Consider the following 25091-nt stretch of genomic DNA (forward strand, 5'->3'; position numbering starts at 1 on the left):
CTGCCATGACCACCGTCTTTCTGAGCCACCCGCCCAGCATGCTGGCCGCGTACTACGGCCCCCGCGCGCTGAGAGCCTTGCGGTCCGTGGCGCGTGTGGACCTCAACCCGCACGAACACATACCGACCACGGCAGAACTGGCGCAACTGGCGCACGGCGCCGAGGTCATCGTGTCGTACCGCCAGACCGTGGGCGACGAAGCCTTGTTCGCCAGCCTGCCGCGCCTGTTGGCCTTCGTCCGCTGCGCGGTGGACATCCGCAACATCGATGTCCCGGCCGCCAGCCGGCACGGCATTCTCGTGACGCAGGCCAGCGCCGGTTTTGTGCCCGCCGTGTCCGAATGGGTGCTGGGCGCGATGATCGACCTGAGCCGCTCGACGAGCGACTACGTGGTGGCCCAGCGCAGCGGCCACCCGGTGCCGCAGCGCATGGGCCGCGAGCTTCGCCATGCCACTCTGGGCCTGGTCGGCCATGGGCAGATCGGGCGCTACCTGTGCGACGTGGCTTTGGCGCTGGGCATGCGCATCGTCGTGCACGACCCCTACGTCGATGCGGTGCACGCGTCGGTGCAACGCGTCGGGTTCGACGAGTTGCTGGCCACCTCGGATTTCGTGGTGTGCCTGGCGAAAGCGACCGACGACAACCACCATCTGTTCGACGCGAAAGCCTTTTCGGCCATGCGCCCGGACGCGATCTTCATCAACGCATCGCGCGGCAGCCTGGTCGACGAAGACGCGTTGCGGCACGCCCTGGACGCCGGCACGATCGCCGGCTGCGCGCTCGACGTGGGACAAGGCCCCGACCAGATGCCCACGCCCCTTCTCGCGGCGCACCCTCGCGTGCTCGCCACGCCCCACGTCGGTGGCCTCACCTTGCCCGCCATCGAACACCAGTCCATGGAGACCGTGGCGCAGGTGCGCGAGCTGCTCGCCGGCCGCGAACCCGTGGGTGCGGTCAACGCCCGTGAGGCGCATCGCTGGCAGCGCGCCCGCCAACTTGAAAAAACGAACCTGCCATGAGCTTCGACGACACCCCGATCACCCCCTACCCCGGCGCGTGCGACTGCCATGTCCACATCTACGAAGACGGGTACCCGATGCTGCCCAAGGTCGCCTGGGTCCCGCGGCACTCGCCGGTGTCGCTCTACCGGGCTCAGGTGCAGGAGCCCCTGGGCATTCAGCGCGCGGTGCTGGTGCAGCCCACGGCCTACGGCTTCGACAACGCCTGCCTGCTCGATGCCCTGCAACAGTTTGGCGGCGCGGCCCGTGGCGTGGCGCTGGTGTCGCCCGATGCGTCCGACGCGAGCATCCGGCACCTGCACGACGCCGGGGTGCGCGCCGCGCGGTACATGTTGATCGACGGCGTGCTCGACTGGAGCTCGCTGGAGCCCATGGCGGCGCGGTTGCACGACCACGGCTGGATGATCAACCTCCAGTTCGATGGGCGAACGGCGCCGGAACACGAAGCCGTTCTCAAGCGCTTGCCGTGCCGGCTGGTCATCGACCACAACGGGAAGTTCCTCGAACCGGTGGCGCCCGAGCACCCGTCCTTCCAGTCGCTGCTGCGTGTGCTGGACACGGGTCGCGTCTGGATCAAATTGTCCGCGCCCTACGAGACCTCGAAGAGCGGAGCACCGGGCTATGACGACGTGAGCCTGCTCGCGCGAACCCTGGTGGAGCGGTTTCCCGAGCGCTGCCTGTGGGCCAGCAACTGGCCCCATCCTTCGCGCGACCCCGCGCCGTCGAACCGCGATCTGTACGCGCTGCTCTTCTCCTGGGCCAGCAGCGCGGCGGCGCGGCAACGGATCCTGGTCGACAACCCCGCGGAACTCTACGGATTCACAACCTGAGGATTCTGGGCAGCGGATACATAGAATCCCAAGCATTCGATAACCGAATGCTGAAGAAGACATGGGACACACCGACTTGCAACTCGACTGGTTGCGCGCCTTCGTCGCGGTGGTGGACGGTGGATCGCTGTCTGCCGCCGCGCCACTGGTGCACCGTTCGCAGCCGGCGGTAAGCATGCAGATCCGCAAACTGGAGGATGCGGTGGGCCGCGCGGTGTTGCTGCGCGGGCCGCGCCACCTGGAGCTCACGCCCACCGGCACCGAGTTGCTGGGCTATGCGCGGCGCATGCTGGCCTTGCACAGCGAAACGCTGGAGGCCTTGCACGGGCCGGTGCTCTCCGGCCGCGTGCGGCTCGGTGTGCCCGACGACTATGCGGGCAGCTACCTCACGCCGGTGCTGCGCAGCTACGCGAACCGCCACGCGGGTGTGGAGATCGAGCTGCATTGCGAGCAATCCACGTCACTGATTCCCAAGGTGCAGCGCGGCGAGATCGACCTCGCCCTGGTCTCGCGCGACAAGGCCACGCGCGGCACGCTGCTGTTTCAGGAGCCGCTGGTGTGGGTGGGCGCGGCGCAGTTCGAGGTGTGGCGGCGGGACCCGCTGCCGATCGCGGTGTACGAAGCCACCAGCCTGGCGCGGCGCGCGGTGATCGCGGCACTCACGGCACAGCGGCGCGCGTTCCGCGTGGTCTACAACAGCTCCAGTCTGGCGGGGCAGCTCGCGGCGGTGGAGAGTGGCCTGGCGTTGGCGGTGCTCACGCGCTGCAGCGCGCCGTCACACCTGTCCCTTCTAGGCGAGCGACAAGGCCTGCCGGCGTTGGCGTCAATGGATGTGGCGCTGTACCGCAGCCAGGCGTCGCGCCATCTGCCGGCGGTGGATGCGCTGTTTGATCAGATGGTGCAGACGTTGGGCAAGGCGATCAGTGTGAAGGGACCAGGAAGTCCTGGCTGATGCGCCCGCCGAGTTCGTTCACGCGGTCGAGGAACTGCGTGAGAAAGGCGTGCAGACCGGTGGCCAGAATTTCGTCGATGCGCGCGTACTGCAGGTCGGCCTTGAGCTTGCCGGCGCGGCGCAGGGTTTCGCCGGAGATGTCGTTGGCCACCACAGCGAGGTTGCTCACCACTTCGTTCAGGCTGGCGGCCAGGCTGCGGGGCATGTCGGCACGCAGGATCAGCAGCTCGGCCACGCGCTCGGGCGTGATCACGTCGCGGTAGACCTTGCGGTAGACCTCGAAGCCGCTCACGCTGCGCAGGATGGCGCTCCAGTGGTAGAAGTCGTACTCCTGATCGAGCTCGCTGGCGGCACCGAAGAAGTCGCTGTTCACGGCGTGGAACTTCACGTCGAGCAAACGCGCGGTGTTGTCCGCGCGCTCCAGGAAGGAGCCCATGCGGTAGAAGTGGAAGGCTTCGTCCTGCAGCATGGTGCCCACCGCCACGCCGCGCGAAAGGTGCGAGCGGAACTTGACCCATTCGAAAAACTCGCCCGGATCGCGCTCGAAGTTCTTGCTCTTGAGCACGCGCGACAGTTCGAGCCAGGTCTGGTTCTGCGTTTCCCAGAATTCGGTGGTCAGCGCGCCGCGCACGGCGCGGGCGTTTTCGCGCGCGGCCTTCAGGCAAGAGGCAATGCTCGATGGGTTTTCCTCGTCGCGCACCATGAAATCGAGCACGTTGCGCGGCGTGATTTCCTTGCCGTATTTCTGGGTGTACGTGGGCATGAGCTCACTGATGACGAGCAGCCCTTCCCAGCCCACCTGGGCCACCGCGGCAGACTGCGGCAGCAGCGAGGTCTGGTAGTTCACGTCGAGCATGCGGGCGGTGTTCTCCGCGCGCTCGGTGTAGCGGGACATCCAGAAAAGGTGGTCGGCGGTGCGCGAAAGCATGATCAGTCCTCCAGAATCCAGGTGTCCTTGGTCCCGCCGCCCTGCGACGAGTTGACCACCAGCGAGCCTTCCTTGAGCGCCACGCGCGTGAGCCCACCCGGCACCATCTGCACCTCCTTGCCACTCAACACAAAGGGCCGCAGATCGATGTGGCGCGGCGCCACACCGCTTTGCACATACGTGGGGCAGGTGGAGAGCGAGAGCGTGGGCTGCGCGATGTAGCCGCTGGGGTTGGCCGCCACGGCCTGGCGGAAGTCTTCGATCTCTTCCTTGGTGGACGCCGGGCCCACGAGCATGCCGTAGCCGCCCGCGCCGTGCACCTCCTTGACCACCAGGTCCTTCATGTTGGCCATCATGTACTTGAGGTCTTCGGGCTCGCGGCCCATGAAGGTGGGCACGTTGTTGAGGATGGGTTTCTGCCCAAGGTAGAACTCGATCATCTTGGGCACGTAGGGGTAGATCGACTTGTCGTCGGCCACGCCCGTGCCCACCGCGTTGCAGATGGCCACGTTGCCGCTGCGGTACACGCCCAGCAGGCCGGCGCAGCCGAGCGTGGAGGTGGGGCGGAACACCAGCGGGTCGAGGAAGTCGTCGTCCACGCGGCGGTAGATCACGTCCACGCGCTTGGGGCCGCGCGTGGTGCGCATGTAGACGAAGTTGTCCTTCACGAACAGGTCCTGCCCCTCCACCAACTCGACGCCCATTTGCTGCGCGAGGAAGGCGTGTTCGAAGTAGGCGCTGTTGTACATGCCGGGCGTGAGCACCACCACGGTGGGCTCGGCCGTGGTGGCGGGGCTGCTGGCGCGCAGGGTTTCGAGCAGCAGGTCGGGGTAGTGCGCCACGGGCGCCACGCGGTTCTGGCCGAAGAGCTCGGGGAACAGCCGCATCATCATCTTGCGGTCTTCGAGCATGTAGCTCACGCCACTGGGCACGCGCAGGTTGTCTTCGAGCACGTAGTACTCGCCCACGCCGTCGGCATTGGGCGCGCGCACGATGTCGATGCCGGCGATGTGCGAATAGATCTGGTGCGGCACGTCCACGCCCATCATCTCGGGGCGGAACTGTGCGTTCTGGAAGATCTGGTCGGCGGGCACGATGCCGGCCTTGATGATCTCTTGGCCGTGGTAGACGTCGTGGATGAAGCGGTTGAGCGCCGTCACGCGCTGCACCAGGCCCGCTTCCATGCTGTGCCACTCGTGCGCGGGAATGATGCGGGGAATCAGGTCGAAGGGGATGAGGCGCTCGGTGCCGGAGCCGTCCTCGTCCTTGGCGCCGTACACCGCGAAGGTGATGCCGACGCGGCGGAAGATCATTTCCGCCTCTTCGCGCCGGGCCGCCATGACGTCCTCGGGCTGCTGCGCCAGCCAGCGCGCGTAGTTCTCGTAATGGGCCCGGACCTCGCTGGGCGAGGCGTTCATTTCGTCAAACATCGGTCTGCTCATGGGCTTTTTCTCCTGGACACAGCATAGCAAGGAGCGGGCCAGGGTTTCCCAGTACCTGGGCATTCCCCTCGTTCGGGGCTCGACCAGCTCGACTTCAGCGCCGACGGCTCGGGGCCGTTTCATGAAGTACCTGCTACGAAGGCGTTCCGACCCCGGTGTACGAGCAGGCGACGGCGCCTGCCCCTATGGACCGTCCCAGGGCGCCACGTCGCCGGCCCATGCCGCCGCAAGCACGTCGATGATGGCGCGCACCTTGGAGGACAGGTTGCGCGACTGCGTGTAAACGGCGTTCACCGGGTCCATCGTGGGGCGCAAACCCTCGAGCGCCAGCGGAACGAGCGCCCCGGACTTCAGCAGGCCACCCACCAGAAACGTGGGCAGGACGGCCAGGCCCAGGCCATTGAGCACCGCCTGAACCATCGCCTCGCCGTTGTTCGCGACAATCCGCGCCCGCACGGTGGTGGCGACCCTTCCCTCATCGAGGCGCCGGGCGTCTTTCCCAGTGGTCTCGAATTGCCAGATGTGGCTTGACGACACCAGGCCATAACCAATGCAATCGTGGTGCGCCAGGTCCGCCAGGGTAGTGGGTTGCCCCTTCCTCGCCAGGTACTCGGGGCTACAGCACAGTGCGCGTTGGCTGTGCGCGAGCCGCCGGGCAATCAGGCCGGAATCCGCGAGCATGCCAATGCGTATCGCCAGGTCGTAGCCGCCTTGCACCAGGTCCATGTGCCGGTCGTCCAGGTCCACCTGGAGCAGCAGGTCCTTGTTCTGCTTCAGGAACGGCATCAGCGCGGGCAGCACATGCATGTGGCCAAAACTCATCGGCAACGCCAGGCGAACGGTTCCCGTGAGCCCTCGCTGCCGCCCGCCGACGGCGTGGGCGGCCTCCTCCAGCTCCTGCAGCACCGCCTTGCTGCGCTCGAAGAACTCCAGCCCGCCCGTTGTCGGGGTGGCACGCCGGGTGGAGCGCTGCAGCAGCGCGACGCCCAGGCAATCCTCCAGGGCCGACACACGCTTGCTGATCACCGACTTGGCCACGTCCAGCCGCACGGCGGCGGCACTGATGCTGCCCGCCTCGACGACCGCGACAAACGCTTCAATTTCTTCGAAACGGTAGCGCAAGGTTCCCCCATCCATCACATGACCATGGGTCGCAATATAGCGCCGCCACGCGCCGTGTTCGCCATTCGAGAACACCGCGTTTCTCGCCGGGCGGCTACCGCTTCGGCGGGTCTCTCAACAGAATGGACGCACCCCGATCGAGACCGTGCTGGTGGTGGCAGCAGCGACAACCGATCCGGACACCGTCCCCCCTCTTTATCCACCGCCAGGAGAACCGCATGAGTGCATTCGCCAACGTGGCCAACTTCAACGGCCAACGCCCCATCATCGACCCCAACGACGCAGCCATGCTGCTGATCGACCACCAGAGCGGCCTGTTCCAGACCGTCAACGACATGCCGATGCCCAAGCTGCGTGCGCACGCGGCGGCGCTGGCCAAAATGGCGACGCTGTGCAAGCTGCCGGTCATCACCACGGCGTCGGTGCCACAAGGCCCGAACGGTCCGCTCATTCCCGAGATCCACGCCAACGCCCCACACGCCCAGTATGTCGCTCGCAAGGGCGAGATCAACGCCTGGGACAACCCCGACTTCGTGGCCGCGGTGAAGGCCACGGGGCGCAAGACGCTCATCATCGCCGGCACCATCACCAGCGTCTGCATGGCCTTTCCGGCCATCGCCGCGATCGCTGAAGGCTACAAGGTGTTCGTCGTGATCGACGCCTCGGGCACGTACTCGAAGATGGCGCAGGAAATCACGCTGGCGCGCGTGGTGCAGGCCGGCGCCGTACCGATGGACACCGCCGCCGTGGCCTCGGAACTGCAGAAAACCTGGAACCGCGACGACGCGATGCAATGGGCCGAGATCTACACCAGGATCTTCCCCGAGTACGCGCTGCTCATCGAGAGCCACGCCAAGGCCCAGGATGTCGAACGCAAGCACGAAGTGCTCGACTCGCAGCGCAGCTGATCGAGCCGCCTCCCCGGGTTGTCTTGAGGGCCTGCGCTGGCGACAGCGCCGGCATTTTTTTGTGGCTTGTGCGTCAGTGGTCGAGCACGGCGTTGGGCCACTGTCCGCCTTCAACGAGCGACTCGACCACCGTGCGCAGAAGACCCACCAGTTCTTCGGTGGCCCGGGAAGGCGGCCGGTCCGCCGCGCGGGCCAGGATGCGGCGCAGGCGCAGGCCCTCGATCGGGTACGCCACGAGCCGGCCGGCCTCCACGTCCTCTTTCACCGTGGCCGCGAAATGAACCGTCACACCAATGCCCTCGCGCACCAGGCGCTTCGCGACCTCGACCGACTCGACCTCGACCACCTGGTTCAACTCGACACCGGCACGGGCCGCGGCGGCCTCGAGTTCGAGCCGAACGCCGGATTTCGCCAGTCCCGTCATCACCAGCGGAAGGCCGGCCAGTTGTGTCATCTTCGCGCGCGGACCGCGAATGCGTTTGTCGTCGGGCCGCGCGATGAGGCAGATGCCCTCGGTCAACAACGGAAACGTCACGAGGTTGGACAACGGCATGGGGCCATTGAGCACGGCGAGGTCCACCGTCCCTTGCAGCAGCATGCTGTGCAGCGTCGGGGCGAATCCCTCGACCAGGCGAAGCCGGACACCGGGCAGCCGCTGGTGCACGGCGCGTGTCAGCGGCACGGCGAGCAGCAGCGCCAGACCGGGCGACACACCGATGGCCACCGGACCGCGCGCATCGCGCTGGAGTGCCTTCATGTCCTGCCGCATCTGCTCGGCATACCGCAGCAGGAAGGAGGCGCGCTCGAGCAGGAACAGCGCCTCGTCGGTGGGCATGGCGCCACGCGAGTGCCGCACGAACAGCTGCACGCCCAGCTCTTCTTCCAGCAGGTGGATCTGCCGCGTCAACGCGGGTTGCGCCACGTGCAGCACGCTCGCCGCGCGACCGAAGTGCTGCTGGTTCGCCAAAACGACGAAGTAGCGAAGCTGTCTCATGTCCATCCGAAGGTCCTTTTTCCTTTGATACCGAATTGTTATCGAGTCGGTCAAAAAATGGTAGTGGACCTCAGGAATTCACCGACCTACATTCGCTTCAACAGAGAGCGATAGACCGCCTTCTGTCTTCCACAAACCCCATCGTGAAAAGGAATCGAGATGAACATCACCCCCCAAGAAATGGAAGCCACGCGCATCGCACGCTGGGGCAAGGTCGAGCCATACCGGGAGACCTTCATCGAAAGCCGGCTGCCCGGCATGAAGAAGAACATCTACAAGATCATGAACCGCGGTGTTCTCGAGAACAAAGGCGTTGAACCCGCGATCCCGGGCAACCACCGCTTTGGCGTCACCTTCATCGAGATCCCCGTCGGCCAGGGCGCCAGCCTCCACGCGCACAAGACCGAGGAGGTGTTCTGCCCACTCAACGGCCAGATGGAAATCGTCTGGGGCGAACAAGGCGAACACTCGCTGATGCTGAACCAGTGGGACGTCATCTCCTGCCCCATCGGCGTCATGCGCGGCTTCCGCAACCCGAACAACCATGCCCTGGTCGTGTACTCGGTGGTGGGCGGCACCGACGAAGAGTGCGGGCGCATTGCCTGGCATCCCGACGTGGTCAAGGCCGCCGAAGCCACGGGCCTGGTGTACAGCACCGACGGCTACATCAAGGACAGCACCGCCCAGTAAGTCGCCCCGCGGGGTTCGACCAAGGAGACCACCATGCACAAGACCGCGTCACCACACGCACCCGACGTCCGGATCAACCGGCGAGACGCGTTGCGCGCCACCGCGGGTTTCACGCTCGCCGGCCTCGGCTTCGAGGCCTGGGCGCAACCCGCCGCCCAGGCGGGAGAAGCCTGGACCCCCAAGGGCACGGTGCGCATCGTCGTGCCCTTCGCGGCAGGCGGCACCTCCGACCTCATCGCGCGCCTGTTGGGCAACAAGCTGGGCGAGTCCCTGGGGCAGGCGGTGATCATCGAGAACCGGGCGGGTGCCGGCGGCAACATCGGCATCGCCTCGGTGGCCCGCGCGGCGCCGGACGGTCTGACGCTCCTGCTGGCCTCGTCGTCGTTCGTCACCAACCCCGCGCTGTATCCCGACAAGCGTCCGTACGACCCGGTCCGGCAGTTCGCCCCCATCTCCCTGGCGGCGCTGTCGCCCGATGTCATCGTCGTGCGAAGCGAGAGCCCCATCGCGAGCCTGGCGGACCTCATCGCACGCGCCAGGAAGCAACCGGGCGCCCTCACCTATGCCACACCCGGCAAGGGCAACAGCGTCCACCTCGGTGGTGAACTGCTGTGGCAGCAAGCCGGCATCGAGATGATCCATGTGCCGTATTCCGGTGCGGCGCCCGCGGTGCACGGCGTGCTCAGCGGGCAGGTGGATTGCGGGCTCGTGGCCTTGCCGGCGGCCAAGGCCAGCATCGACGCGGGCCGGCTCCGTGCCCTGGTGGTGGGCAGCAGCCAACGCTGGGGCCAGTTGCCCGGGGTACCCACGGTCGCCGAGTCCGGGTTCCCGGGTTACCGCTCGGAAACCATGCAGGCGCTCTTCGCACCGGCGTCGACGCCCGCACCCGCCATTGCACGCCTGAGCGCGGAAGTGCACCGCATCCTGCACCTGCCCGCCCTGCAGCAGCAGGTGCGCGACATGGGGTTCGACGTGGTGGCCAGCTCGCCCGCCGAGCTCGCCGCTCGCGTGGCGGACGAAGTGCCGCGCTGGCTCGCCGTCGCCACCAAGGCCAACGTGCGCGGCGATTGATCCTTTTCTTTTGAACGTCAGGAAACCACCATGACCACGACCACCACCCTGGCGCGACCCGAGACCCAGCGCTCGATTCCCGCCAACCCCCAAGCGCTGCTGCAAGCGGTTCTGGACGCGAACAAGGGCACCCGAGACGCCCGCGCGCGGGAGATTCTCGACGCGCTCATCCGCCACATGCACGCGTTCGCCACCGACGTGAAGCTCACCTACGAGGAGCTGCACACGGGCCTGGATTTCCTGGTGCGCGTGGGCCAGGCCACGGGCCCCAAGAAACACGAAGGCATCCTGCTCGCCGACATCCTCGGCATGGCGACGCTGGTGTTGCTGATGGACGCCAAGGCCGTGCTCGCGGCGGGCGGCACCGAGCCCGCGCTCATCGGCCCGTTCTGGCGCGCGAACCAGCCCGCCATGCCGAACGGCTCGCGCATCGCCTCGGAAGACACGGACGGCATGCGCCTGTTCGTGCAGGGGCGCGTGGTCTCCATCGACGGCACGCCCATCGCTGGCGCGCGCGTCGAAACCTGGCAGGCCGCGCCGGGCGGCCTCTACGAGAACCAGGACCCCGAGCAGGAGGAGATGAACCTGCGCGCGGTCTTCGAAACCGATGCCCGCGGGCGCTTCTGGTTCGAGAGCGTGCGTCCTTCGGGCTATGGCGTGCCGATCGATGGCCCTTGCGGCGAACTCCTGGCACTCCAGGGCCGCAGCCACATGCGGCCAGCGCACCTGCACTTCATCGCCATCGCGCCCGAGCACAAGGTGCTGACGACGCAGATCTTCGACGCCAACGACCCCTTCGCGTTCAAGGACGCGGCGTTCGGCGCCGTCGGCTCCCTGCTGCGCAAGTTCGAGCCCGACAGCCGTGGCGACTTCCACCTCGACGTGGAACTGCGCCTCGAACCCGGCGAGACCCGCATCCCGAAACCGCCGCTGCCCTGACAGACCCCGTGCGGCGCCCGAAACCCCTTCAGCAACCTCGCTCCACCCCTCCCAGGAGAACCCCATGACAACCCCGCCACGCGCCCTGCGCCTCAACGCCAAGGCCGACAGCCCCGAACAACTGAACCCCGCCATTGTGGAGGTGGTCCGCCCCGACGCGCCCGCCGGCCATGCGGTGGTCGAGGTCCTGGCCGCGGCCATCAACCCCAGCGACGTCAAGGCCGCCCTGGGCCTGATGCCCTACGCCGTGTGGCCCAGAACGCCGGGCCGCGACTATGCCGGGCGGGTCGTCGCGGGCCCCACCGACTGGATGGGCAAGTCGGTGTGGGGGACCGGGGGCGATCTCGGCATCACCCGCGACGGCAGCCACGGCCGCTACCTGGTGCTGCCGATCGACGCGCTGGTTCGCAAGCCCGCCAACATCCCGCTGGCGTCGGCGGCGACCGTGGGCGTGCCCTTCGTCACAGCCTACGAGGGATTGCGGCGCGCCCAGTTGTCGGGCCGCGGTCAGACCGTGCTGGTGCTGGGCTCCAACGGCAAGGTGGGACAGGCGGCTGTTCAGCTCGCCACGCGGGCCGGTGCGCGGGTCATCGGCGTCGAGCGCCAGGCCACGTCGTACCAGGGCCACGCGACGGCACCGGTCGAGGTGCTGGACGGCACCCGCAAAGACCTCGCCAGCGCCGTGCTGGCATTGACCGACGGCAAGGGCGTCGACATCGCCTACAACACGGTGGGCTCGCCTTACTTCGCCGTCGCGCTGGACGCGCTGAAGGTAGGTGGCCGGCAGATCCTGATTTCGACGCCGGACCGCAATGTGCCGTTCGACATCATGGCGTTCTACCGCCGCGACCTGCAGATGTTGGGCGTGGACAGCCTGAAGCTCCATGCGAGCCAATGCGCCGACATCCTGCGCACCCTGCTCCCCGGTTTCGAGGACGGCAGCCTGCGCGCCTTCGACGTGGCCGATGCGTCCGTCAAGACCCTGGACTCGGCCACCGAGGCCTACCTCCGCATCCTTGAGGGCTCCATGGAGCGGCTCGTTCTGGCCCCTTGACAGCACCTGCGTGCACGGCAGATCGCCCGCACCGTTTTTCCCCCACACCCCATCAAAGAGGAGACATCCATGGACATCCATCGACGCCGACTGCTGCAGCTCGCAGCCGGAGGGGCCGCGGCCCTGCCGGCCACCGCCTTCGCCCAACCCACCTATCCCAACCAGCCGGTCCGGGTCATCGTGCCCTTCACCGCCGGCTCGACCACCGACGTCGTGGCGCGCATCGTCGGCGAACGCCTGGAGGCGTACCTCGGCCATCCCTGCGTGGTCGACAACAAGCCGGGGGCCGGCGGCACGGTGGGTGCGGCGCAAGTGGCCAGCTCGGCGCCCGACGGCCACACGCTGCTGGTTCATTCTTCCGGCCACGTCGCCAACGCGGCGCTCTACCCCGCGCTGAAGTACGACACCCTCAAGGACTTCACGCCGGTCACCATGCTCGCGTCGATGCCCAACGTGCTCGTCGTGGCACCGAACAAGGGCTTCACGTCGCTGCAGGACCTGGTGCGCAAGGCCAAGGCCGAGCCTGGCAAGTTCCTCTACGGCTCATCGGGCAATGGCAGTGGCTCGCACATCGCCGGAGAGAAGTTCCGCATCGCCGCCGGCATCCAGGTGGCGCACGTGCCCTACCGGGGCACGCCCCAGGCGCTGAGCGATGTCATGGGCGGGCGGCTGGACTGGTTCCTGCTGCCGCTGGCGGTGGCCACGCCACTCATCAAGGGCGGCAAGCTCACCGCGCTGGCCATCGGCGCGTCTGCACGCTCGCCGGTCTTCCCGGACGTGCCGACCACGACCGAGTGCGGCTTCGGCGGCGCTGACCAGACGTTCTGGGTCGGCCTGTTCGCACCCCCCAGGATGCCGGATGCGGTGCTCGGGCGCCTGCACGCCGAGACACTCAAGGCACTCCATTCGCCCGAGGTGCGGACCCGGCTGGAGGGGCTTGGGGCTGACCCGGCGCCGATGCCACTGCAGCAGTTCGCCAGACTGGTCCGCGAAGAAACCGCCGCCACCGCCGCGCTCATCAAGCAAGCGGGCATCAAGCTCGACGCCTGACGGCACGGGAGGCGGTGCCGCGCCGCCTCCCATCCCTGTTTCAAGGAGATCTGACATGCGCAAGTACATGGGCCGCATCGCGGCCACACTGGCTCCCGCCCTGCTGGCGGCAGCCGCCTTCGCCGCGGATGACGCGCGCGCTGTCGACCGCATCCTGGTCAATGGCGACATCCTCACCATGGATGCGGCAAGGCCCACGGGCAGGCGATCGCCATCCGAGGAAGCGACATCGTCGCGGTGGGGAGCGACAAGTCCATTCGCAAGCTCCGTGGTCCGCGGACCGACGTCATTGACCTGCAGGGCAAGACGGTCATTCCCGGGATCATCGACGCGCACATCCACGCCATTCGAGGAGGCCAGGGGTTCTCCTTCGAAACGTACTGGTACGAGCAGACCACGCTGGTGGGCGCTCTTGAACAACTGAAGCAAGAGGCCATCAGGCGCGGGGCGAACCAATGGGTTGCGGTCACGGGCGCCTGGTCGCCGGAACAGTTCGCCGAAAAGCGCCCACCGACACCGCAGGACCTCACCCGGGCCGTGCCCAACAACCCGGCCTATGTCCAGTACCTGTACGACTACGCGGTCGTCAACGACAAGGGCATTGACGCGCTGGGGCTGAACGCGGGTGGCGCGTTGCCCGCGGGGCTCACCGTGGAGCGCGATGCGCAAGGCAAGGCCACCGGGAAACTGCTCGGGGGCATCGGCTCCTTCAACGCGCTGTTCGCGCGCATTGGGGCGCGCTCGCCAGCGCAGAGCCGCGACAGCCTGGCCGCCTTCTTCTCGGAGCTCAACCGCCATGGCGTCACGGGCATCATTGACCCGGCCGCGGGTGACCTTCCCATCTACAACGCGCTGTTCGACCTATGGAGGAACAAGGCACTGACGCTGCGCGTGGCCTACCGCGCCGCCGCGCTGCCCATCCAGAACGAGGCGGCATGGTTCAACACGGCGTTGACCTTTCTGCCTCCGCTGTTGGGCGACGACATGATGCGTTTCCTCGGTGTCGGCGAGGCACTGGTGTTCGGCATGAACGATGGCGTGCGCATGGGCCCGGGTTTCAGTCCCTCTCAAGCCGCCAGGGATGAACTCGCGAAGGTCGCCTCGCTCGCCGCGGCGCGCCGGTATCCCCTGGAGGTTCATGCGTACACCGACGATGCGGCCAAGGCCATCCTCGATGTGTTTGAAGAGGTCTCGAAAACCTATCCTCTGCAGGATCTGCGCTGGGCGATCACGCACATCAGCACCGGTTCCCATGAGACGTTCGAGCGCATGAAGAAGCTGGGCATTTCCTACACCGTTCAGATGGGGCCGTACTTCGAGGGTCCCGCCATCCGGGAAGCCAACGGAGATGCCATCGCCCAGGCCTCACCGCCGACCCGCCTTGCGCTGTCCAAGGGCATGGTGGTCGCCGGGGGCACGGATTCGACCCGCGTGGGTGTCTTCAACGTCTGGCGCGCCATCGAATACCACGTCACCGGTCGCTCGGCGGGTGGGGCCGTCCAGCGGCGCGCAGACTACCTTCTCACCCGCGAAGAAGCCCTCCGGCTCCATACCGCGAACGCGGCGTGGCTCAGCTTCGACGAGCAACGCAAAGGCACGCTGGCGCCGGGCAAGCTGGCCGACCTGGCGGTCCTCAACGCGCCGTACCTCAAAGTTCCAGCGGACCGGATTCACACACTTCGTTCGGTGCTGACGCTGGTGGGCGGCAAGGTCGTTCACATCGACCAGGACGGCCTGCGCCGCGGCGAAGCGGCCAGCGCGGCCCGACCCGGCGTCAGGACCCAGGCGCTTCAATCCTTGGTGGACATGCACCGTGCCGAGGAAGGAACAGGGAAAGGCCACTGAGGGGTCGCTTTTGCGGGGGGGGGTTCTTCATCACCCGCTCGGAGGTACTGCCTAGCGGCGTTGAACGCCAGGCCTGCTCGCCTGGAGATCTCGCGGTTGGACACCCAGCAGCGCATCCTTGAGAGCCCAGTCCACGGGCGCCTTGCCGATCCAGATCGCCAGCATGGCGTTGAAAAATTCCGGGTCCTTTGAAGGCTGGCCCAGAACCTTGCCCTTGGCGGAGATCACGGTCCCGGCCCCGGGAACCCAATCGATGGTGATCGAGTCACCGGACGCCAGGCTCTTCTGCTCCGCGAAAATCTCACCCATGCGTGGCAAAGCGGGCAGCACCTTGAGCAAGTCGTTTCGCGGTGTGTTGTCTTGAATGCTCCGAATGAACAGGCGCCCCAGTTCACCCGACTCCACGTCGCGCAACATGGTGAGCACGACGCGTTTGGGGCCGCTCGCCGCATAGACCGCCTCGGGCGTGGCGACCTTCTTGTTCAAGTAGAGAGCGGCGAGATAGACCTTGAAAGGTCCCTTGTAGCGAACGCCTGAGCCGTTGAGCTCAAGGCCGGCGCCGGCGACCTCGGCGGACTCACTCACCTTCATGCCGGCGATCTCTATCGTGGCGGCGCCCGCAGCGCTCAGGCTCAGTGCGCCGCACAACATGATGGCGGCGACACACAGCCGCTTGATTCGAATGGATGCGAGGTGCATGTCAAATGCAGCGCGGGTCGGGGCATCCACGTCCCGGGTGGCGCCAACATGTGCATCGGCCTCAAGCCGAGCGAGACAACCAGTTGTGTGTTTTTTCATGCGATGAAGACCTTGAAAACTTGCAGCCAGCACCACGGTGGTGCCGCTGGATGTGTCGCTTGAGACGCGCTCATTGACCTTGAATTCAATGTAGGCAGGAACCATTCAGTCAACAATCGAATTAACACTTTCTTAGAAACAACATCGGCGTGCGTGTGCACAATTCGTGTTTTGTGCCAGCAAGCCTTGCGCTCGCAGCGCCCTCGAACCCCATGGTCTGTCCACGCTCCACCTTGTCATGAATCACCTCTTCGCCAACATCGCCTGGCATGCCTTGGTCGGTCCGCATTCGAGGTACGCGACCGGAACGGATGACGCCTGTCGGTACGCCAGAGGCTTCTCGCCCATCGTCGCTTTCCCGGACGTCGAAAGTCCCGACTTCGACGCCCTGGCGCCCTTGTGCGAGGCCGGGGAACAGCTCTACTGCCTTGGCTGGGCGGGTCTGGCGCCCGCCGACTGGCACATCGATGCGGAGGGCACCATCGTCAAGATGGCCTGGAAGGCTGCGATGCCTGCAATGGACGAGGCCCCCGAGATCGTGCAGCTCTGCGCGCAACACGCGTCACAAGCGCTCGAACTGGCAACCCTGACCCGTCCCGGCCCGTTTGGTCCGCGGACGATCGAACTCGGCGAGTACTTCGGCCGCTTCGAAGGACAGCGCCTGGTGGCCATGGCGGGCGAGCGCATGTTTGCCGGCGGGCTGCGCGAAATCAGCGGCGTGTGCACGCACACGGACTTTCAAGGCCGCGGACTGGCACGCCGGCTGGTGGCCACGCTGATCCGGCGGCAGATGGGGCGCAACGAGACTCCTTTCCTGCACGTCATGCGCGACAACGGCCCAGCGCACCGGCTCTACGAGGACATGGGGTTCCGCGACGTCCAGGAGTCCATCGTTCGCGTCATCTCGCTTCGGTGATCGTGCCCTGCACGGTGGCCGCGCAGCGTAGCGCGGGCTCGCTTGCCGCTCGCGGCGTACGGCATCGGGCTCGGCGCTGCGCCACACCGCCAGGCGCTGTGCGCGCCGTTGGACACGCGCAGCCGCAGGACATGGCGTTGCTCGAGAACCGGCCTTTGCCGTCTTCGTCGAAATCCGAGTCGTGGCCGCTACAGCGGCGGCGCCCTGTTCAGACCGTTCAGGCCGTCAGCGCCACCCCACCCCGCAGGCGCGCGGTCACCTCGTCGCGCACGTTCTGCGGCGCGTCCGCGAGCAAGGCCGGCCAGTCGGCCTGCGCGGCTTTCACCAAGGCCTTGCAGTGCCGCAGCACCACCGACTTGCGCAGCAGGCCGGCGCTTTCGATGAGCGCCTCGAGCTGCGCCCAGGTGAAGGCGCGCAGCGTGTGGTCGATGGCGCGGTTCACGCCGTAGTCGATCGGCGGCAGGCCGGCGAAGAAGGCGCTCACGCAGACCGGGTCGTACAGCGGCGCGAGTTGCGGCTCAACGCCGTCGGGATACAGCAGCGCCCAGTTCTTCAGGTGCGCGTCGGTGTTGCCCAGCAGGATGAAGGCCACGAAGCGACCAAGGAACTCGCGCGTGTCGCGCGCGGGCTGCGTGGAGTACAGGTTGAGCAGGCGCAGCATCTGTCCGTAGTCGCGTTCAATGCCCTTGCCGTACTTGTGCTTGGGCGCATAGCCCAGCACCTGCGAGAACTCTTCCATGTGCACGCGCAAGCCGTGCCGGCGGTCGAAGCGCTCGACCGCCAGGATGTGCGGAAATGGAATGGGCTCGGGCAGTTGCGCCTGCTCGCGCGTGACGATGCTGGCGCGCGCGCAATCCAGCCCCAGCGCGGCGCACAGGCGGTAACCGGTGTATTCGTTTTCCACCAGCTCCGGGTGCCGGGCGCTGGGCAACTTGAGGATGTGGCTACCCACCACGCCATGCCGTTGGACCACGTAGCGCCGCCCTTCCTGCAGCGCGGAGAACTTGGTCACCATGCCGGGCAGCGACGCGGCGTCCTCCACCGGCAATTCGACGAAGCCCGGCTCCAGCACATCGAGTCCCAGCGCCGTGTGCCAGTGGCGCACCACCTGCGGAATGTCCTCGTCGGGCGGCACCGGCTCTACTTCGAGCGCGCCCATGAGGTCATGGCCGGCGGCGGCCAGCAGTTCGAACTCGTCTTCGGTGGTGCAGCCACGTTGTGCGGCCAGGCGCTCGCGGTTGTGGCCTTCGGGCAGCAGGTTCTGGAAGAACACCGGCCAGTGGCCGTCGTTGCGCACCAGGCGCTCGTCGCGCGTGGCGCGCAGGATCTGCTGCGTGGCCGCGTCGTCCACACCGCGCAGGCTCATGGACAGTGTGGGCCGGCGCGGGTTCTGGATGTAGGCCTCATCGAACGATAGGCGCAGGATGTCGCCGTATTGCGAGAGATAGCCGATGGCCTGCTTTTCCCCCGCGGGTGTGTGCAGGAACAGGCGCAGGTAGCGGATGAAGGTGCTCATGGCCGTCGGCCGCTCAGGACGGCTTGTCCAGCAGGTCGACCAGGGATTTCGGCGCACCCGCGCCAGCGGGTTGGCCGAGCACACGCCCGCCGGAGCGAACGAAATCCGCCACCTCGGACTGCAGCGCGCGCGGCACGAGCATCAGCTCCATGCCCATGGCGCGCGCCAGTTCCTGCAGCGTGGACAGGCGCGGATCCATGCCAGCTTCGATGCGCGAGACGGTCATGCGGCTCACGCCCGCGCGCTGCGCCAGTTCGTCCTGGGTCAGCGAGGCCGCCTTGCGGGTGCTTTCGAGGTTTTGGACAATGCTCATTACATGCATCTTTTATGTAAGTTTGATAAACAAATTTAGCATGAAAAGCACAATACGTCCATGAAATGATCAATAAACATATCATTCACTGATAAATGCTAAATTAAATTAGCAACTTCCTGTCGAAAGCGCAATTCCTTAACGACTCAAAAGCCTGAGCGGCATCTGGACACAATAAGCCGCTTCCGACGGCGATGGCGCACCCGGCTGGCGTGCGACACATCGACCCACAACATCCACAGAGAGGCTCCACTTTGTCAGGCGCATACACCCACCTCACGATCGCCAACGACGCGCGAGCGCACGCTCGAAAAACAGGTCTTCGCAAGTCCACGCTCGCGGCGCTGGGCACCCAGCTCAAATACGTCGAACTCGGTGCGGTCAGCCCCGACTACCCCTACCTCGCCACCGACCGTTCGCAAGGCCAGTGGGCCGATGCGATGCACCTCACCCGCACCGGTGAGCTCTTCCGCTGCGCCGTGCAGGCGATCCACCGGGCGCCGGGCCCGTCGCAGCCCAAGCTCACGGCCTGGCTCTTCGGGTGGGCCTCGCATGTCGCCACGGACATGACGATCCACCCCGTGATCGAGCTCAAGGTGGGGCCGTATCTGGGCAACGAGAAGGCCCACCGCATCTGCGAAATGCACCAGGACGCGCACCTCTTCCCGCGCATGAACGTGGGGTCCGCCGCGCTGGCCCGCCACCTGGAGACCGGGGTGGCCACCTGCAACGCACCGAACGACGCCGATGCGCTCGACCCGGTCATCGAACAGGTGTGGCTCGAAGCCCTGCTCAAGACCTACCCTGCGCACGCCGCCGCGGACGCACCCAGGCCCAGCGCCTGGCACCGAGGGTTTCGCCGCGTGCTCTCGCTGGTGGCCGGCTCCAACCACCTGTTCCCCTTCGCGCGCCATGTCGGCATTTCCATGGGTCTGAACTATCCCCGTTTCGAGGAGATCGATCCGCAGTACATCCGGGGCCTGAAGACGCCGGAAGGCCCGATGGACCTCGACCCGCTCTACGAACGGGCGCGGACGAACGTGCTGGAAATGTGGCGCGGCCTGGACGAGGCACTCGTCTCGGGGCGCTCCGATGCACTCGACGCCTTGGAGGACTGGAACTTGGACACCGGCCGCAGCCTGGCCACCCAACAACGCGTTCTCTGGAGCAACCTGGCATGACATACCGCACCGCCCTCTTCGCCTGTTCGTTCGCCACCGTGGCCCTCATCGGCTCGGGTTGCGCAAGCCGCGTGCAGGAGCGCGACATGAACCACCTCGCATCCGCCTTGACAAAGGTGTCGGCCGCGGTCGACGCCAAGGTGCGCTACGAAGACTTTCCCGCAAACGCTTCACCGGAAGAACTCCTGAAAGCGGTGACCCAGGGCGATCCGCCTCTCATGCGCAACTTCGACGGCCGCGTCTTGCTGGTGCGGCGCGAAGGCGAAGACTCGGCCGTCCTGCTGTGCGAAGCAGGGCCGGGCCGAGCGCTGCTGGAAGACGCCGGCTGCACCGCCGCGATGGACGTGCATCGGTGGTCATTGCCCGCGCCTCAGCGCTGTGAGTTCACCTTGAACTTGAAGGCTGTTTGCGGGAACTGAGCACGGGCTCGTCTCACCCGGGATGGTGCCAATACCGGCGGTACGCATCCCGCTCACACACCACACCGTCAGGCTCGGCACTGCGCCACGTCACCGCCCCGCACTCGGGTGAACTCACCCACGGAATCCGCCGTTGCGCATACCGCTCCAGCACCACCGGCGCGGGGTGGCCGAAGCGGTTGCGGTAGCCCGACTGCACGATCACGTGGCGCGGGCGCAGCGTGTTGAGCAGCACCGGGCTGCTGGACGTCTGGCTGCCGTGGTGCGGCGCGAGCATCACGGTGGCGCGTTCGTCGGGCCTGGCCATCGCCAACCGCACCTCGTGCGTGGCGTCGATGTCACCACCCAGCCAGGCGCTGTGCGCGCCATTGGACACGCGCAGCACGCAGGACATGGCGTTGCTCGAGAGCCGGCCCTTGCCGTCGTCGTCGAAATCCGATGCGAACGGGTGCAGCACCTCGAAGTCCACGCCGTCCCACTGCCAACGCTGCCCGGCCACGCAACGGCGCGCGGGGTCAGCGTCAAACGACGACAACCAGCGTGCCTGCGGCTGGTCGGCCTGCACCGAAGCAGCACCGCCCGCGTGGTCGCTGTCGCTGTGGCTCACCACCACGGTGTCCAGCCGTTCACCGAGCGCGCGCAACAACGGCAGCACCACGCGCTCGCCCGCGTCGGTGGCATCGGGCTGCGGTCCGTAACGCGGGCCGGTGTCGTAGAGCAGGCTGTGGTTCGCGGTGCGCAGCAACACGGCGCTGCCTTGCCCCACGTCCAGCGCGAGCAACTCGAACTGGCCCTGCGCAGGACGCGGCGGTGTGTAGAACAACGCCGGCCACAGCAGCAACAGCCCCGCGAGGCGCACGGCCCAGGGCGTGCGCAACACCAGCAGCACCCCGCCCAACACCGCCGGCAGCGCCAGGGTCCATGGCGCGACGGGCCGGAACAGCGCGGCCCATGGCCATTGCGCGAGCCACTGCAAGACGAAGGACATCGCCTGCACCGCCCACGCCGCCACGTCCCACAGCGGCGGCACGAACACGCCGAGCAGCGCCAGCGGTGTGACGAACAAGGTCACCCACGGGATCGCCACCAGGTTGGCCACCAGCCCCACGACCGAGAACTGGCCGAACAAGAGCAGCGTGAGCGGCGCGAGCGCGACCGTCACCACGCCCTGCTCACGCAACAGCGTGGCCATGGCCCGCGCCACGCGCCGCGGTCCGGGTGGCCGTTCTTCGGTCTGCTGGCGTTGCGATCGACCAGGGTCGGTGGCGAACAGAATGCCCACGGCCACGAAGCTGAGCCAGAAGCCGGCCTGCATCAGCGCCCACGGGTCGAGCAGGAGCACCGCCGCCATGGCGAGCAGCCACACCATCGGCCACGGCCAGTGCCGCACCGACAGGCGCAGCCCCACCACCACCGCGAGCATGAGCACGGTGCGCTGCGCCGGCACGCCCCAGCCCGAGAACAGCGCGTAGGCCATGGCCAGGGCCACACCTCCGATGGCCGCGGCCCAGGGCACCGGCACGGCCAGCAAGGCGCGCGGCCCGTGCAGGCCGAGCCGCCGCCAGCTGGCGCCGATCACGGCGATGGCGAGCCAGGCAAACAGCGTGACGTGCAAGCCCGAGATGCTCATGAGGTGCGCCACACCGGTGGTGCGGAACAGGTCCCAGTCGGTGCGCTCGATGGCGGATTGGTCGCCCACCACCAGCGCGGCCAGCACGCCCGCGCTGCGCGCATCGGTCACGCGCTCGCCGATGCGCTCGCTCACGGTCTGCCGCAGCGTGTCCACCGGGTGCCACCACGTCGCGCCCAGCCGCAGCGGCGCCGGGTCGCGCGGGCCATTGCGCACATAACCGGTGGCCTGGATGCCTTGCTCCCAAAGCCAGCGCTCGCGGTCAAAGCCGTGCGGGTTGGCGTTGCCGTGCGGGCTGCGCAAGCGCACGGTGAAACGCCAGCGCTCGCCCGCGCGCAGGCCCGGGCTGGCGGTGGTGGTCGGGCCGCCGTACCAGCTCAGTTGCAGGCGCTCGGGCACGCGCACGGCTTCACCAGCGCGGCGCGCCGACTCCACCACCAGTTCGAAGCGCTCGCCCTGCGCACTGCGCTGCGGCAGCGACGCCACGCGACCCGTCACTTCGATGTCGATGCCTTGCAGCGCCAGGTCGAGCGCATGGGTGGCAAAGTGCACGGCGCGCAAGCCGGTCAATCCACCACCGATGCAGGCGCCGGCCAGCAGCGCGAGTGCAAGCACCATGGCGACCTTGGCGGGACCCGCAGATCGCACGAGGTACAGGCCCACCAGGCCGAGCACACCGGCCAACAGCAGTGCGGCATAAGCCCACGGCGACCACAGCGCCGCCTGCTGCAACTGCAAGCCCACGCCGAGCACCCACCCTGCCAGCGCCACAAAACCGCGATGGCTCATGGCCGACACGACAGCCGCTCCCGCGTGCTGCGCGCAAGCCGCCACGGCACAAACCTTGTTTGCCGATGCATCGCCCCTCCCTGAATGCGTTGTGTGGCGGCGTCATGGACGCGCCGCCTGCCCGCATTATGGGGACGTTGGTGAAGCACCCAAATCGGCTTGCCGGCTTATCGCATGTGCGCCCCTTCCTCGGGCGTCAACTTCCGGAACCCGTGCACGCACAGGATGGTGAACGCGCCGATGGCAAAGAACACCCACGAAAAGTCGATCGCCTGCAGCACCGCGTTCGGCCCGCCGCGCACGTGGCTGGCCAGCGCCAGCAGGCTTGATCCCACCACCACGCCAAAGGTGACCGACAACTGGTTCACCATGGTGGCCGCGGTGGTCGCGTGACTCGTCTGCTCCCGTGGGATGTCGCTGTACCCCAGCGTGTTGAGCGCGACCATGGCGCAGGCGTTGAACAGCCCACCCATCAACATCACGCCGAACATCAAGGCCTGTGGCGTGGCCGCGGTGAACAGGCCATAACCCGCATAGCAGAGGCTGGATCCCACCGTGCCCGCGATCAGGATGCTGCGAAAGCCGAACCGGCGCAGCATCCACGGCAAGGTCGTGCGGCTGGACAGCGAGCCGATGGCGCCGGCAAAGGTCATGAAGCCCGATTGCAGCGGCGACAAGCCAAAGCCCACCTGCATCAGCAAGGGCAACAGGAAAGGCGCGGCGCCAATGGCGACGCGCAGGGGAATGGCACCGACGGTCGCGGTGCGGTAGGTGAAATGCCGAAAGATCCGCAGGTCGATCAAGGGATGCTTCGATCGGGCGCTGTGTCGCTGGTAGGACCACAAGGCCAACACGCCTGCGCCGATGAGCGCGGCCGTCACTGTCACGGAAATCAGTCCCTTGCCACCCAACTCGAGCCCCGAGATCACGGTAGCGAGACCGAAGGCCAGCAAGACAAAGCCCACGGCATCCAGCGAGGTGCGCGGGCGCCGGTCCTGGACGGCGGGGTCGGCCGGAATCATCCGCCAAGCGAGAAAGATCCCCAACAACCCCAAGGGCAGCTGAACGACAAAAATCCACCGCCAGGACACCAGCGTGACGACACCGCCACCGATCAGCGGGCCCGTCAACCGCGCCACGGTGCCGGGCACCGTGAACCACACCATGGCGCGGATCATCTCGGCGGGCTTGACGTGGTGCAGCAGGATGAGGCGCGCCACCGGCACCATCATCGCGCCGCCCACGCCCTGCAGGAGGCGGCTGGACACCAGCTCGGGCAGGTTGCGCGACAGGCCGCACAACAACGAGCCCACGGTGAAGAGCGCGATGGCGGTGCAGAACAGCCGCTTGGCGCCCCAGCGTTCGGCCAGCCAGCCGCTGATGGGCAGGAATAGCGCCAGGCTGAGCAGGTAGGCGGTGATCGCCAGGTTCAGATGCAGGACGGGAACGTCCAGCGCGTGCGCCATCGAGGGCAGCGCGGTGGCCAGGATGGTCGTGTCCATGTTCTGCAGGAACATGGGCCATGCGACCACGAGAGGGAGCCAGCGGGACGCGCTCATGTCGCAGCGCGGTTCTCAGAGGTATCGGTGGTCTTGGGCACGGGTTAGTTTACGAGGTCGCCGCGGGCCCCGTTCGCCCCCCCGCCGACGACCCGGCAAGACCATCCACCTCCCGGACCGCCAGCGGTCAAAGCACAGGGTGGCCCGTGGCAACCGCCGATTTGGCCAGCTTCTTGCCCTCGTGTTTCTCCGTGCCGGTGGATTGCTGGACGGCTTTCGTCACGGCCTCGCGCAGATGCCTTGAAACGGTCGACCGGTGGGTTCTCTCGTGCCACAACAGATGAAAGCGCATGGAAGGAAACGCAATGGGCGGTTCAACGACCTGCAGCGGGAAATCGGCGCAATGGGTCTGCGCATAGCGCCGGCAGGTGGTGAACACCAGATCGGACTGCACCAGCATGTTGGGCACGTTGTTGAAATACGGCAGCACCACCTTGACGTGCCGACGCAAGCCGAGCTGGGCCAGATAGGCGTCGATCACGCCGAGCTGGTTGGCGTTGTACGGAATCAACCCCAGATGGTCGGCTTCCAGGTATGCCTCCTGGGTCAGGCCTTTGCGCAAGGCCGGATGCCCTTTGCGCACCAGGCAGACGATCTCGTCCTCGAACAGCGGCGAAAGATGCAAGTGGCTCGGTGGCATGCCGACGTTGCCGATCACGACGTCCAGCGCACCGCTCTCAAGCCCCTCGAGATAGTCGAAGTCCGGTGACAGGGGATGAATCTGGACCGCGGCCTTGGGCATGGCCTGCAGCACACGGGCGATGATGTCGGGGATGAAGCGCGAGCTGACATAGTCCATCGACCCGATGTGGAACTCGCGCGTGATCTGGTCGGGCTCCACCACCGCCAGAGGACCGCACAGGCTCTCCATCTCCTCCGCCAGGTAGCGCATCCGTTCGTACAGCTGCACCATGCGCTCCGTCGGCACCATCTCGTTGCGCCCACGCACCAGCAACGGGTCGTTGAGCGCGGCTCTCAAGCGCGTCAATCCAGCGCTGACGGTGGACTGGGGAAGGTTCAGGCGGTGCGCGGCCCGCGTGACGCTGCGCTCCTCGACGACGGTCACCAGCAGCCGGATCAGGAATCCGTCCAGTTGATCGCTTGGCAGTTTCACGGCAGGACCTTT

At 66.9% G+C, this 25091-nt stretch carries 23 protein-coding genes; 13 read left to right on the top strand and 10 right to left on the bottom strand.

Going from position 1 to position 25091, the window contains the following annotated elements:
* The first annotated feature begins 5 nt into the window (after window positions 1-5).
* The 3 genes from FFS09_RS14380 to FFS09_RS14390 all read left to right on the top strand — a co-directional run bounded on the left by FFS09_RS14380 (window position 6) and on the right by FFS09_RS14390 (window position 2801).
* Entirely contained in the window at window positions 6-1019 is a 1014-nt protein-coding gene (locus FFS09_RS14380; protein WP_137919584.1) for an NAD(P)-dependent oxidoreductase, read from the top strand.
* Complete coding sequence (locus FFS09_RS14385) at window positions 1016-1849, top strand: amidohydrolase family protein (RefSeq protein WP_137919585.1); 834 nt, start codon at window positions 1016-1018, stop codon at window positions 1847-1849. The genes FFS09_RS14380 and FFS09_RS14385 overlap by 4 nt, the downstream gene beginning before the upstream one ends.
* A 61-nt stretch (window positions 1850-1910) precedes the next feature.
* Window positions 1911-2801: a LysR family transcriptional regulator gene (locus FFS09_RS14390; protein WP_137919586.1), complete on the top strand. Its 891-nt coding sequence runs from the start codon at window positions 1911-1913 to the stop codon at window positions 2799-2801.
* On the opposite strand, the gene FFS09_RS14395 is transcribed toward FFS09_RS14390, so the two are convergent.
* The 3 genes from FFS09_RS14395 to FFS09_RS14405 form a co-directional block, all read right to left on the bottom strand.
* Complete coding sequence (locus FFS09_RS14395; RefSeq protein ID WP_137919587.1) at window positions 2770-3729, bottom strand: alpha-E domain-containing protein; 960 nt, start codon at window positions 3727-3729, stop codon at window positions 2770-2772. The two genes, FFS09_RS14390 and FFS09_RS14395, sit on opposite strands and share 32 nt — an antisense overlap.
* 2 nt (window positions 3730-3731) lie before the next feature.
* Window positions 3732-5171: a circularly permuted type 2 ATP-grasp protein gene (locus FFS09_RS14400; protein ID WP_137919588.1), complete on the bottom strand. Its 1440-nt coding sequence runs from the start codon at window positions 5169-5171 to the stop codon at window positions 3732-3734.
* Window positions 5172-5354: 183 nt separating this feature from the next.
* A complete protein-coding gene (locus tag FFS09_RS14405) occupies window positions 5355-6308 on the bottom strand; it encodes a LysR family transcriptional regulator (protein ID WP_137919589.1) in 954 nt (317 codons plus the stop codon).
* 203 nt (window positions 6309-6511) lie between these two features.
* Here FFS09_RS14405 and FFS09_RS14410 point away from each other — a divergent pair, with 203 nt between their 5' ends.
* Window positions 6512-7201, top strand: a complete 690-nt coding sequence (locus FFS09_RS14410) for an isochorismatase family protein (protein WP_137919590.1) — start codon at window positions 6512-6514, stop codon at window positions 7199-7201.
* Between the two features lie 73 nt (window positions 7202-7274).
* Here FFS09_RS14410 and FFS09_RS14415 read toward each other — a convergent pair whose 3' ends face one another.
* Complete coding sequence (locus FFS09_RS14415; RefSeq protein ID WP_137919591.1) at window positions 7275-8201, bottom strand: LysR family transcriptional regulator; 927 nt, start codon at window positions 8199-8201, stop codon at window positions 7275-7277.
* 153 nt (window positions 8202-8354) lie between these two features.
* On the opposite strand from FFS09_RS14415, the gene FFS09_RS14420 reads away from it, so the two are divergent.
* The 6 genes from FFS09_RS14420 to FFS09_RS14445 all read left to right on the top strand — a co-directional run bounded on the left by FFS09_RS14420 (window position 8355) and on the right by FFS09_RS14445 (window position 14844).
* A complete protein-coding gene (locus FFS09_RS14420) occupies window positions 8355-8885 on the top strand; it encodes a cupin domain-containing protein (protein ID WP_137919592.1) in 531 nt (176 codons plus the stop codon).
* Window positions 8886-8918: 33 nt separating this feature from the next.
* The gene (locus FFS09_RS14425) at window positions 8919-9956 is read left to right on the top strand and encodes a tripartite tricarboxylate transporter substrate binding protein (RefSeq protein ID WP_137919593.1); all 1038 of its coding nucleotides are present in this window, start codon (window positions 8919-8921) and stop codon (window positions 9954-9956) included.
* A gap of 30 nt (window positions 9957-9986) precedes the next feature.
* A complete protein-coding gene (locus FFS09_RS14430) occupies window positions 9987-10895 on the top strand; it encodes a dioxygenase family protein (RefSeq protein WP_137919594.1) in 909 nt (302 codons plus the stop codon).
* A gap of 64 nt (window positions 10896-10959) precedes the next feature.
* Window positions 10960-11949, top strand: coding sequence for a quinone oxidoreductase family protein (locus tag FFS09_RS14435; protein ID WP_137919595.1), 990 nt, complete (start codon window positions 10960-10962; stop codon window positions 11947-11949).
* Window positions 11950-12018: 69 nt separating this feature from the next.
* On the top strand, window positions 12019-12999 hold the full coding sequence (locus FFS09_RS14440) for a Bug family tripartite tricarboxylate transporter substrate binding protein (RefSeq protein ID WP_137919596.1): 981 nt from the start codon (window positions 12019-12021) through the stop codon (window positions 12997-12999).
* 237 nt (window positions 13000-13236) lie between these two features.
* The gene (locus FFS09_RS14445; RefSeq protein WP_252374366.1) at window positions 13237-14844 is read left to right on the top strand and encodes an amidohydrolase; all 1608 of its coding nucleotides are present in this window, start codon (window positions 13237-13239) and stop codon (window positions 14842-14844) included.
* Window positions 14845-14895: 51 nt separating this feature from the next.
* Here FFS09_RS14445 and FFS09_RS14450 read toward each other — a convergent pair whose 3' ends face one another.
* Window positions 14896-15747 (bottom strand): chalcone isomerase family protein, encoded by an 852-nt coding sequence (locus FFS09_RS14450; protein ID WP_252374367.1) that lies wholly within the window; start codon window positions 15745-15747, stop codon window positions 14896-14898.
* A gap of 133 nt (window positions 15748-15880) precedes the next feature.
* On the opposite strand from FFS09_RS14450, the gene FFS09_RS14455 reads away from it, so the two are divergent.
* Entirely contained in the window at window positions 15881-16558 is a 678-nt protein-coding gene (locus tag FFS09_RS14455; RefSeq protein WP_137919597.1) for a GNAT family N-acetyltransferase, read from the top strand.
* Window positions 16559-16775: 217 nt separating this feature from the next.
* Here the strand turns inward: FFS09_RS14455 and FFS09_RS14460 are convergent, their stop codons facing one another.
* The gene (locus tag FFS09_RS14460) at window positions 16776-18074 is read right to left on the bottom strand and encodes a type II toxin-antitoxin system HipA family toxin (protein ID WP_137919598.1); all 1299 of its coding nucleotides are present in this window, start codon (window positions 18072-18074) and stop codon (window positions 16776-16778) included.
* A gap of 13 nt (window positions 18075-18087) precedes the next feature.
* Window positions 18088-18387, bottom strand: a complete 300-nt coding sequence (locus FFS09_RS14465) for a helix-turn-helix transcriptional regulator (RefSeq protein ID WP_137919599.1) — start codon at window positions 18385-18387, stop codon at window positions 18088-18090.
* 254 nt (window positions 18388-18641) lie between these two features.
* Between FFS09_RS14465 and FFS09_RS14470 the strand changes: the two genes are divergently transcribed.
* Together FFS09_RS14470 and FFS09_RS14475 are read left to right on the top strand one after the other, a co-directional pair.
* Window positions 18642-19568 (top strand): zinc dependent phospholipase C family protein, encoded by a 927-nt coding sequence (locus FFS09_RS14470; protein ID WP_171020029.1) that lies wholly within the window; start codon window positions 18642-18644, stop codon window positions 19566-19568.
* Complete coding sequence (locus tag FFS09_RS14475; protein WP_137919601.1) at window positions 19565-19987, top strand: hypothetical protein; 423 nt, start codon at window positions 19565-19567, stop codon at window positions 19985-19987. Before FFS09_RS14470 ends, FFS09_RS14475 begins: the two co-directional genes overlap by 4 nt.
* Window positions 19988-20000: 13 nt before the next feature.
* Here the strand turns inward: FFS09_RS14475 and FFS09_RS14480 are convergent, their stop codons facing one another.
* The 3 genes from FFS09_RS14480 to FFS09_RS14490 form a co-directional block, all read right to left on the bottom strand.
* Entirely contained in the window at window positions 20001-22406 is a 2406-nt protein-coding gene (locus tag FFS09_RS14480) for a DNA internalization-related competence protein ComEC/Rec2 (protein WP_137919602.1), read from the bottom strand.
* 167 nt (window positions 22407-22573) lie between these two features.
* Window positions 22574-23965: an MFS transporter gene (locus FFS09_RS14485; protein WP_137919603.1), complete on the bottom strand. Its 1392-nt coding sequence runs from the start codon at window positions 23963-23965 to the stop codon at window positions 22574-22576.
* Window positions 23966-24092: 127 nt separating this feature from the next.
* Entirely contained in the window at window positions 24093-25079 is a 987-nt protein-coding gene (locus FFS09_RS14490) for a LysR family transcriptional regulator (RefSeq protein ID WP_171020030.1), read from the bottom strand.
* Window positions 25080-25091 lie beyond the last annotated feature (12 nt).

This window comes from Hydrogenophaga sp. 2FB (assembly GCF_005503365.1).
In the GTDB taxonomy this organism is placed as follows: domain Bacteria; phylum Pseudomonadota; class Gammaproteobacteria; order Burkholderiales; family Burkholderiaceae_C; genus Hydrogenophaga.

Excerpts from the sequence above, each read along its gene's own strand:
- FFS09_RS14460 (WP_137919598.1), bottom strand. The coding sequence starts at position 18,074 with ATGAGCACCTTCATCCGCTACCTGCGCCTGTTCCTGCACACACCCGCG.
- FFS09_RS14390 (WP_137919586.1), top strand. The coding sequence starts at position 1,911 with ATGGGACACACCGACTTGCAACTCGACTGGTTGCGCGCCTTCGTCGCG.
- FFS09_RS14480 (WP_137919602.1), bottom strand. The coding sequence starts at position 22,406 with ATGAGCCATCGCGGTTTTGTGGCGCTGGCAGGGTGGGTGCTCGGCGTG.
- FFS09_RS14380 (WP_137919584.1), top strand. The coding sequence starts at position 6 with ATGACCACCGTCTTTCTGAGCCACCCGCCCAGCATGCTGGCCGCGTAC.
- FFS09_RS14400 (WP_137919588.1), bottom strand. The coding sequence starts at position 5,171 with ATGAGCAGACCGATGTTTGACGAAATGAACGCCTCGCCCAGCGAGGTC.
- FFS09_RS14385 (WP_137919585.1), top strand. The coding sequence starts at position 1,016 with ATGAGCTTCGACGACACCCCGATCACCCCCTACCCCGGCGCGTGCGAC.
- FFS09_RS14485 (WP_137919603.1), bottom strand. The coding sequence starts at position 23,965 with ATGAGCGCGTCCCGCTGGCTCCCTCTCGTGGTCGCATGGCCCATGTTC.
- FFS09_RS14425 (WP_137919593.1), top strand. The coding sequence starts at position 8,919 with ATGCACAAGACCGCGTCACCACACGCACCCGACGTCCGGATCAACCGG.
- FFS09_RS14410 (WP_137919590.1), top strand. The coding sequence starts at position 6,512 with ATGAGTGCATTCGCCAACGTGGCCAACTTCAACGGCCAACGCCCCATC.
- FFS09_RS14455 (WP_137919597.1), top strand. The coding sequence starts at position 15,881 with ATGAATCACCTCTTCGCCAACATCGCCTGGCATGCCTTGGTCGGTCCG.
- FFS09_RS14435 (WP_137919595.1), top strand. The coding sequence starts at position 10,960 with ATGACAACCCCGCCACGCGCCCTGCGCCTCAACGCCAAGGCCGACAGC.
- FFS09_RS14405 (WP_137919589.1), bottom strand. The coding sequence starts at position 6,308 with ATGGATGGGGGAACCTTGCGCTACCGTTTCGAAGAAATTGAAGCGTTT.
- FFS09_RS14395 (WP_137919587.1), bottom strand. The coding sequence starts at position 3,729 with ATGCTTTCGCGCACCGCCGACCACCTTTTCTGGATGTCCCGCTACACC.
- FFS09_RS14415 (WP_137919591.1), bottom strand. The coding sequence starts at position 8,201 with ATGGACATGAGACAGCTTCGCTACTTCGTCGTTTTGGCGAACCAGCAG.
- FFS09_RS14440 (WP_137919596.1), top strand. The coding sequence starts at position 12,019 with ATGGACATCCATCGACGCCGACTGCTGCAGCTCGCAGCCGGAGGGGCC.
- FFS09_RS14475 (WP_137919601.1), top strand. The coding sequence starts at position 19,565 with ATGACATACCGCACCGCCCTCTTCGCCTGTTCGTTCGCCACCGTGGCC.
- FFS09_RS14430 (WP_137919594.1), top strand. The coding sequence starts at position 9,987 with ATGACCACGACCACCACCCTGGCGCGACCCGAGACCCAGCGCTCGATT.
- FFS09_RS14450 (WP_252374367.1), bottom strand. The coding sequence starts at position 15,747 with ATGGTTCCTGCCTACATTGAATTCAAGGTCAATGAGCGCGTCTCAAGC.
- FFS09_RS14420 (WP_137919592.1), top strand. The coding sequence starts at position 8,355 with ATGAACATCACCCCCCAAGAAATGGAAGCCACGCGCATCGCACGCTGG.
- FFS09_RS14465 (WP_137919599.1), bottom strand. The coding sequence starts at position 18,387 with ATGAGCATTGTCCAAAACCTCGAAAGCACCCGCAAGGCGGCCTCGCTG.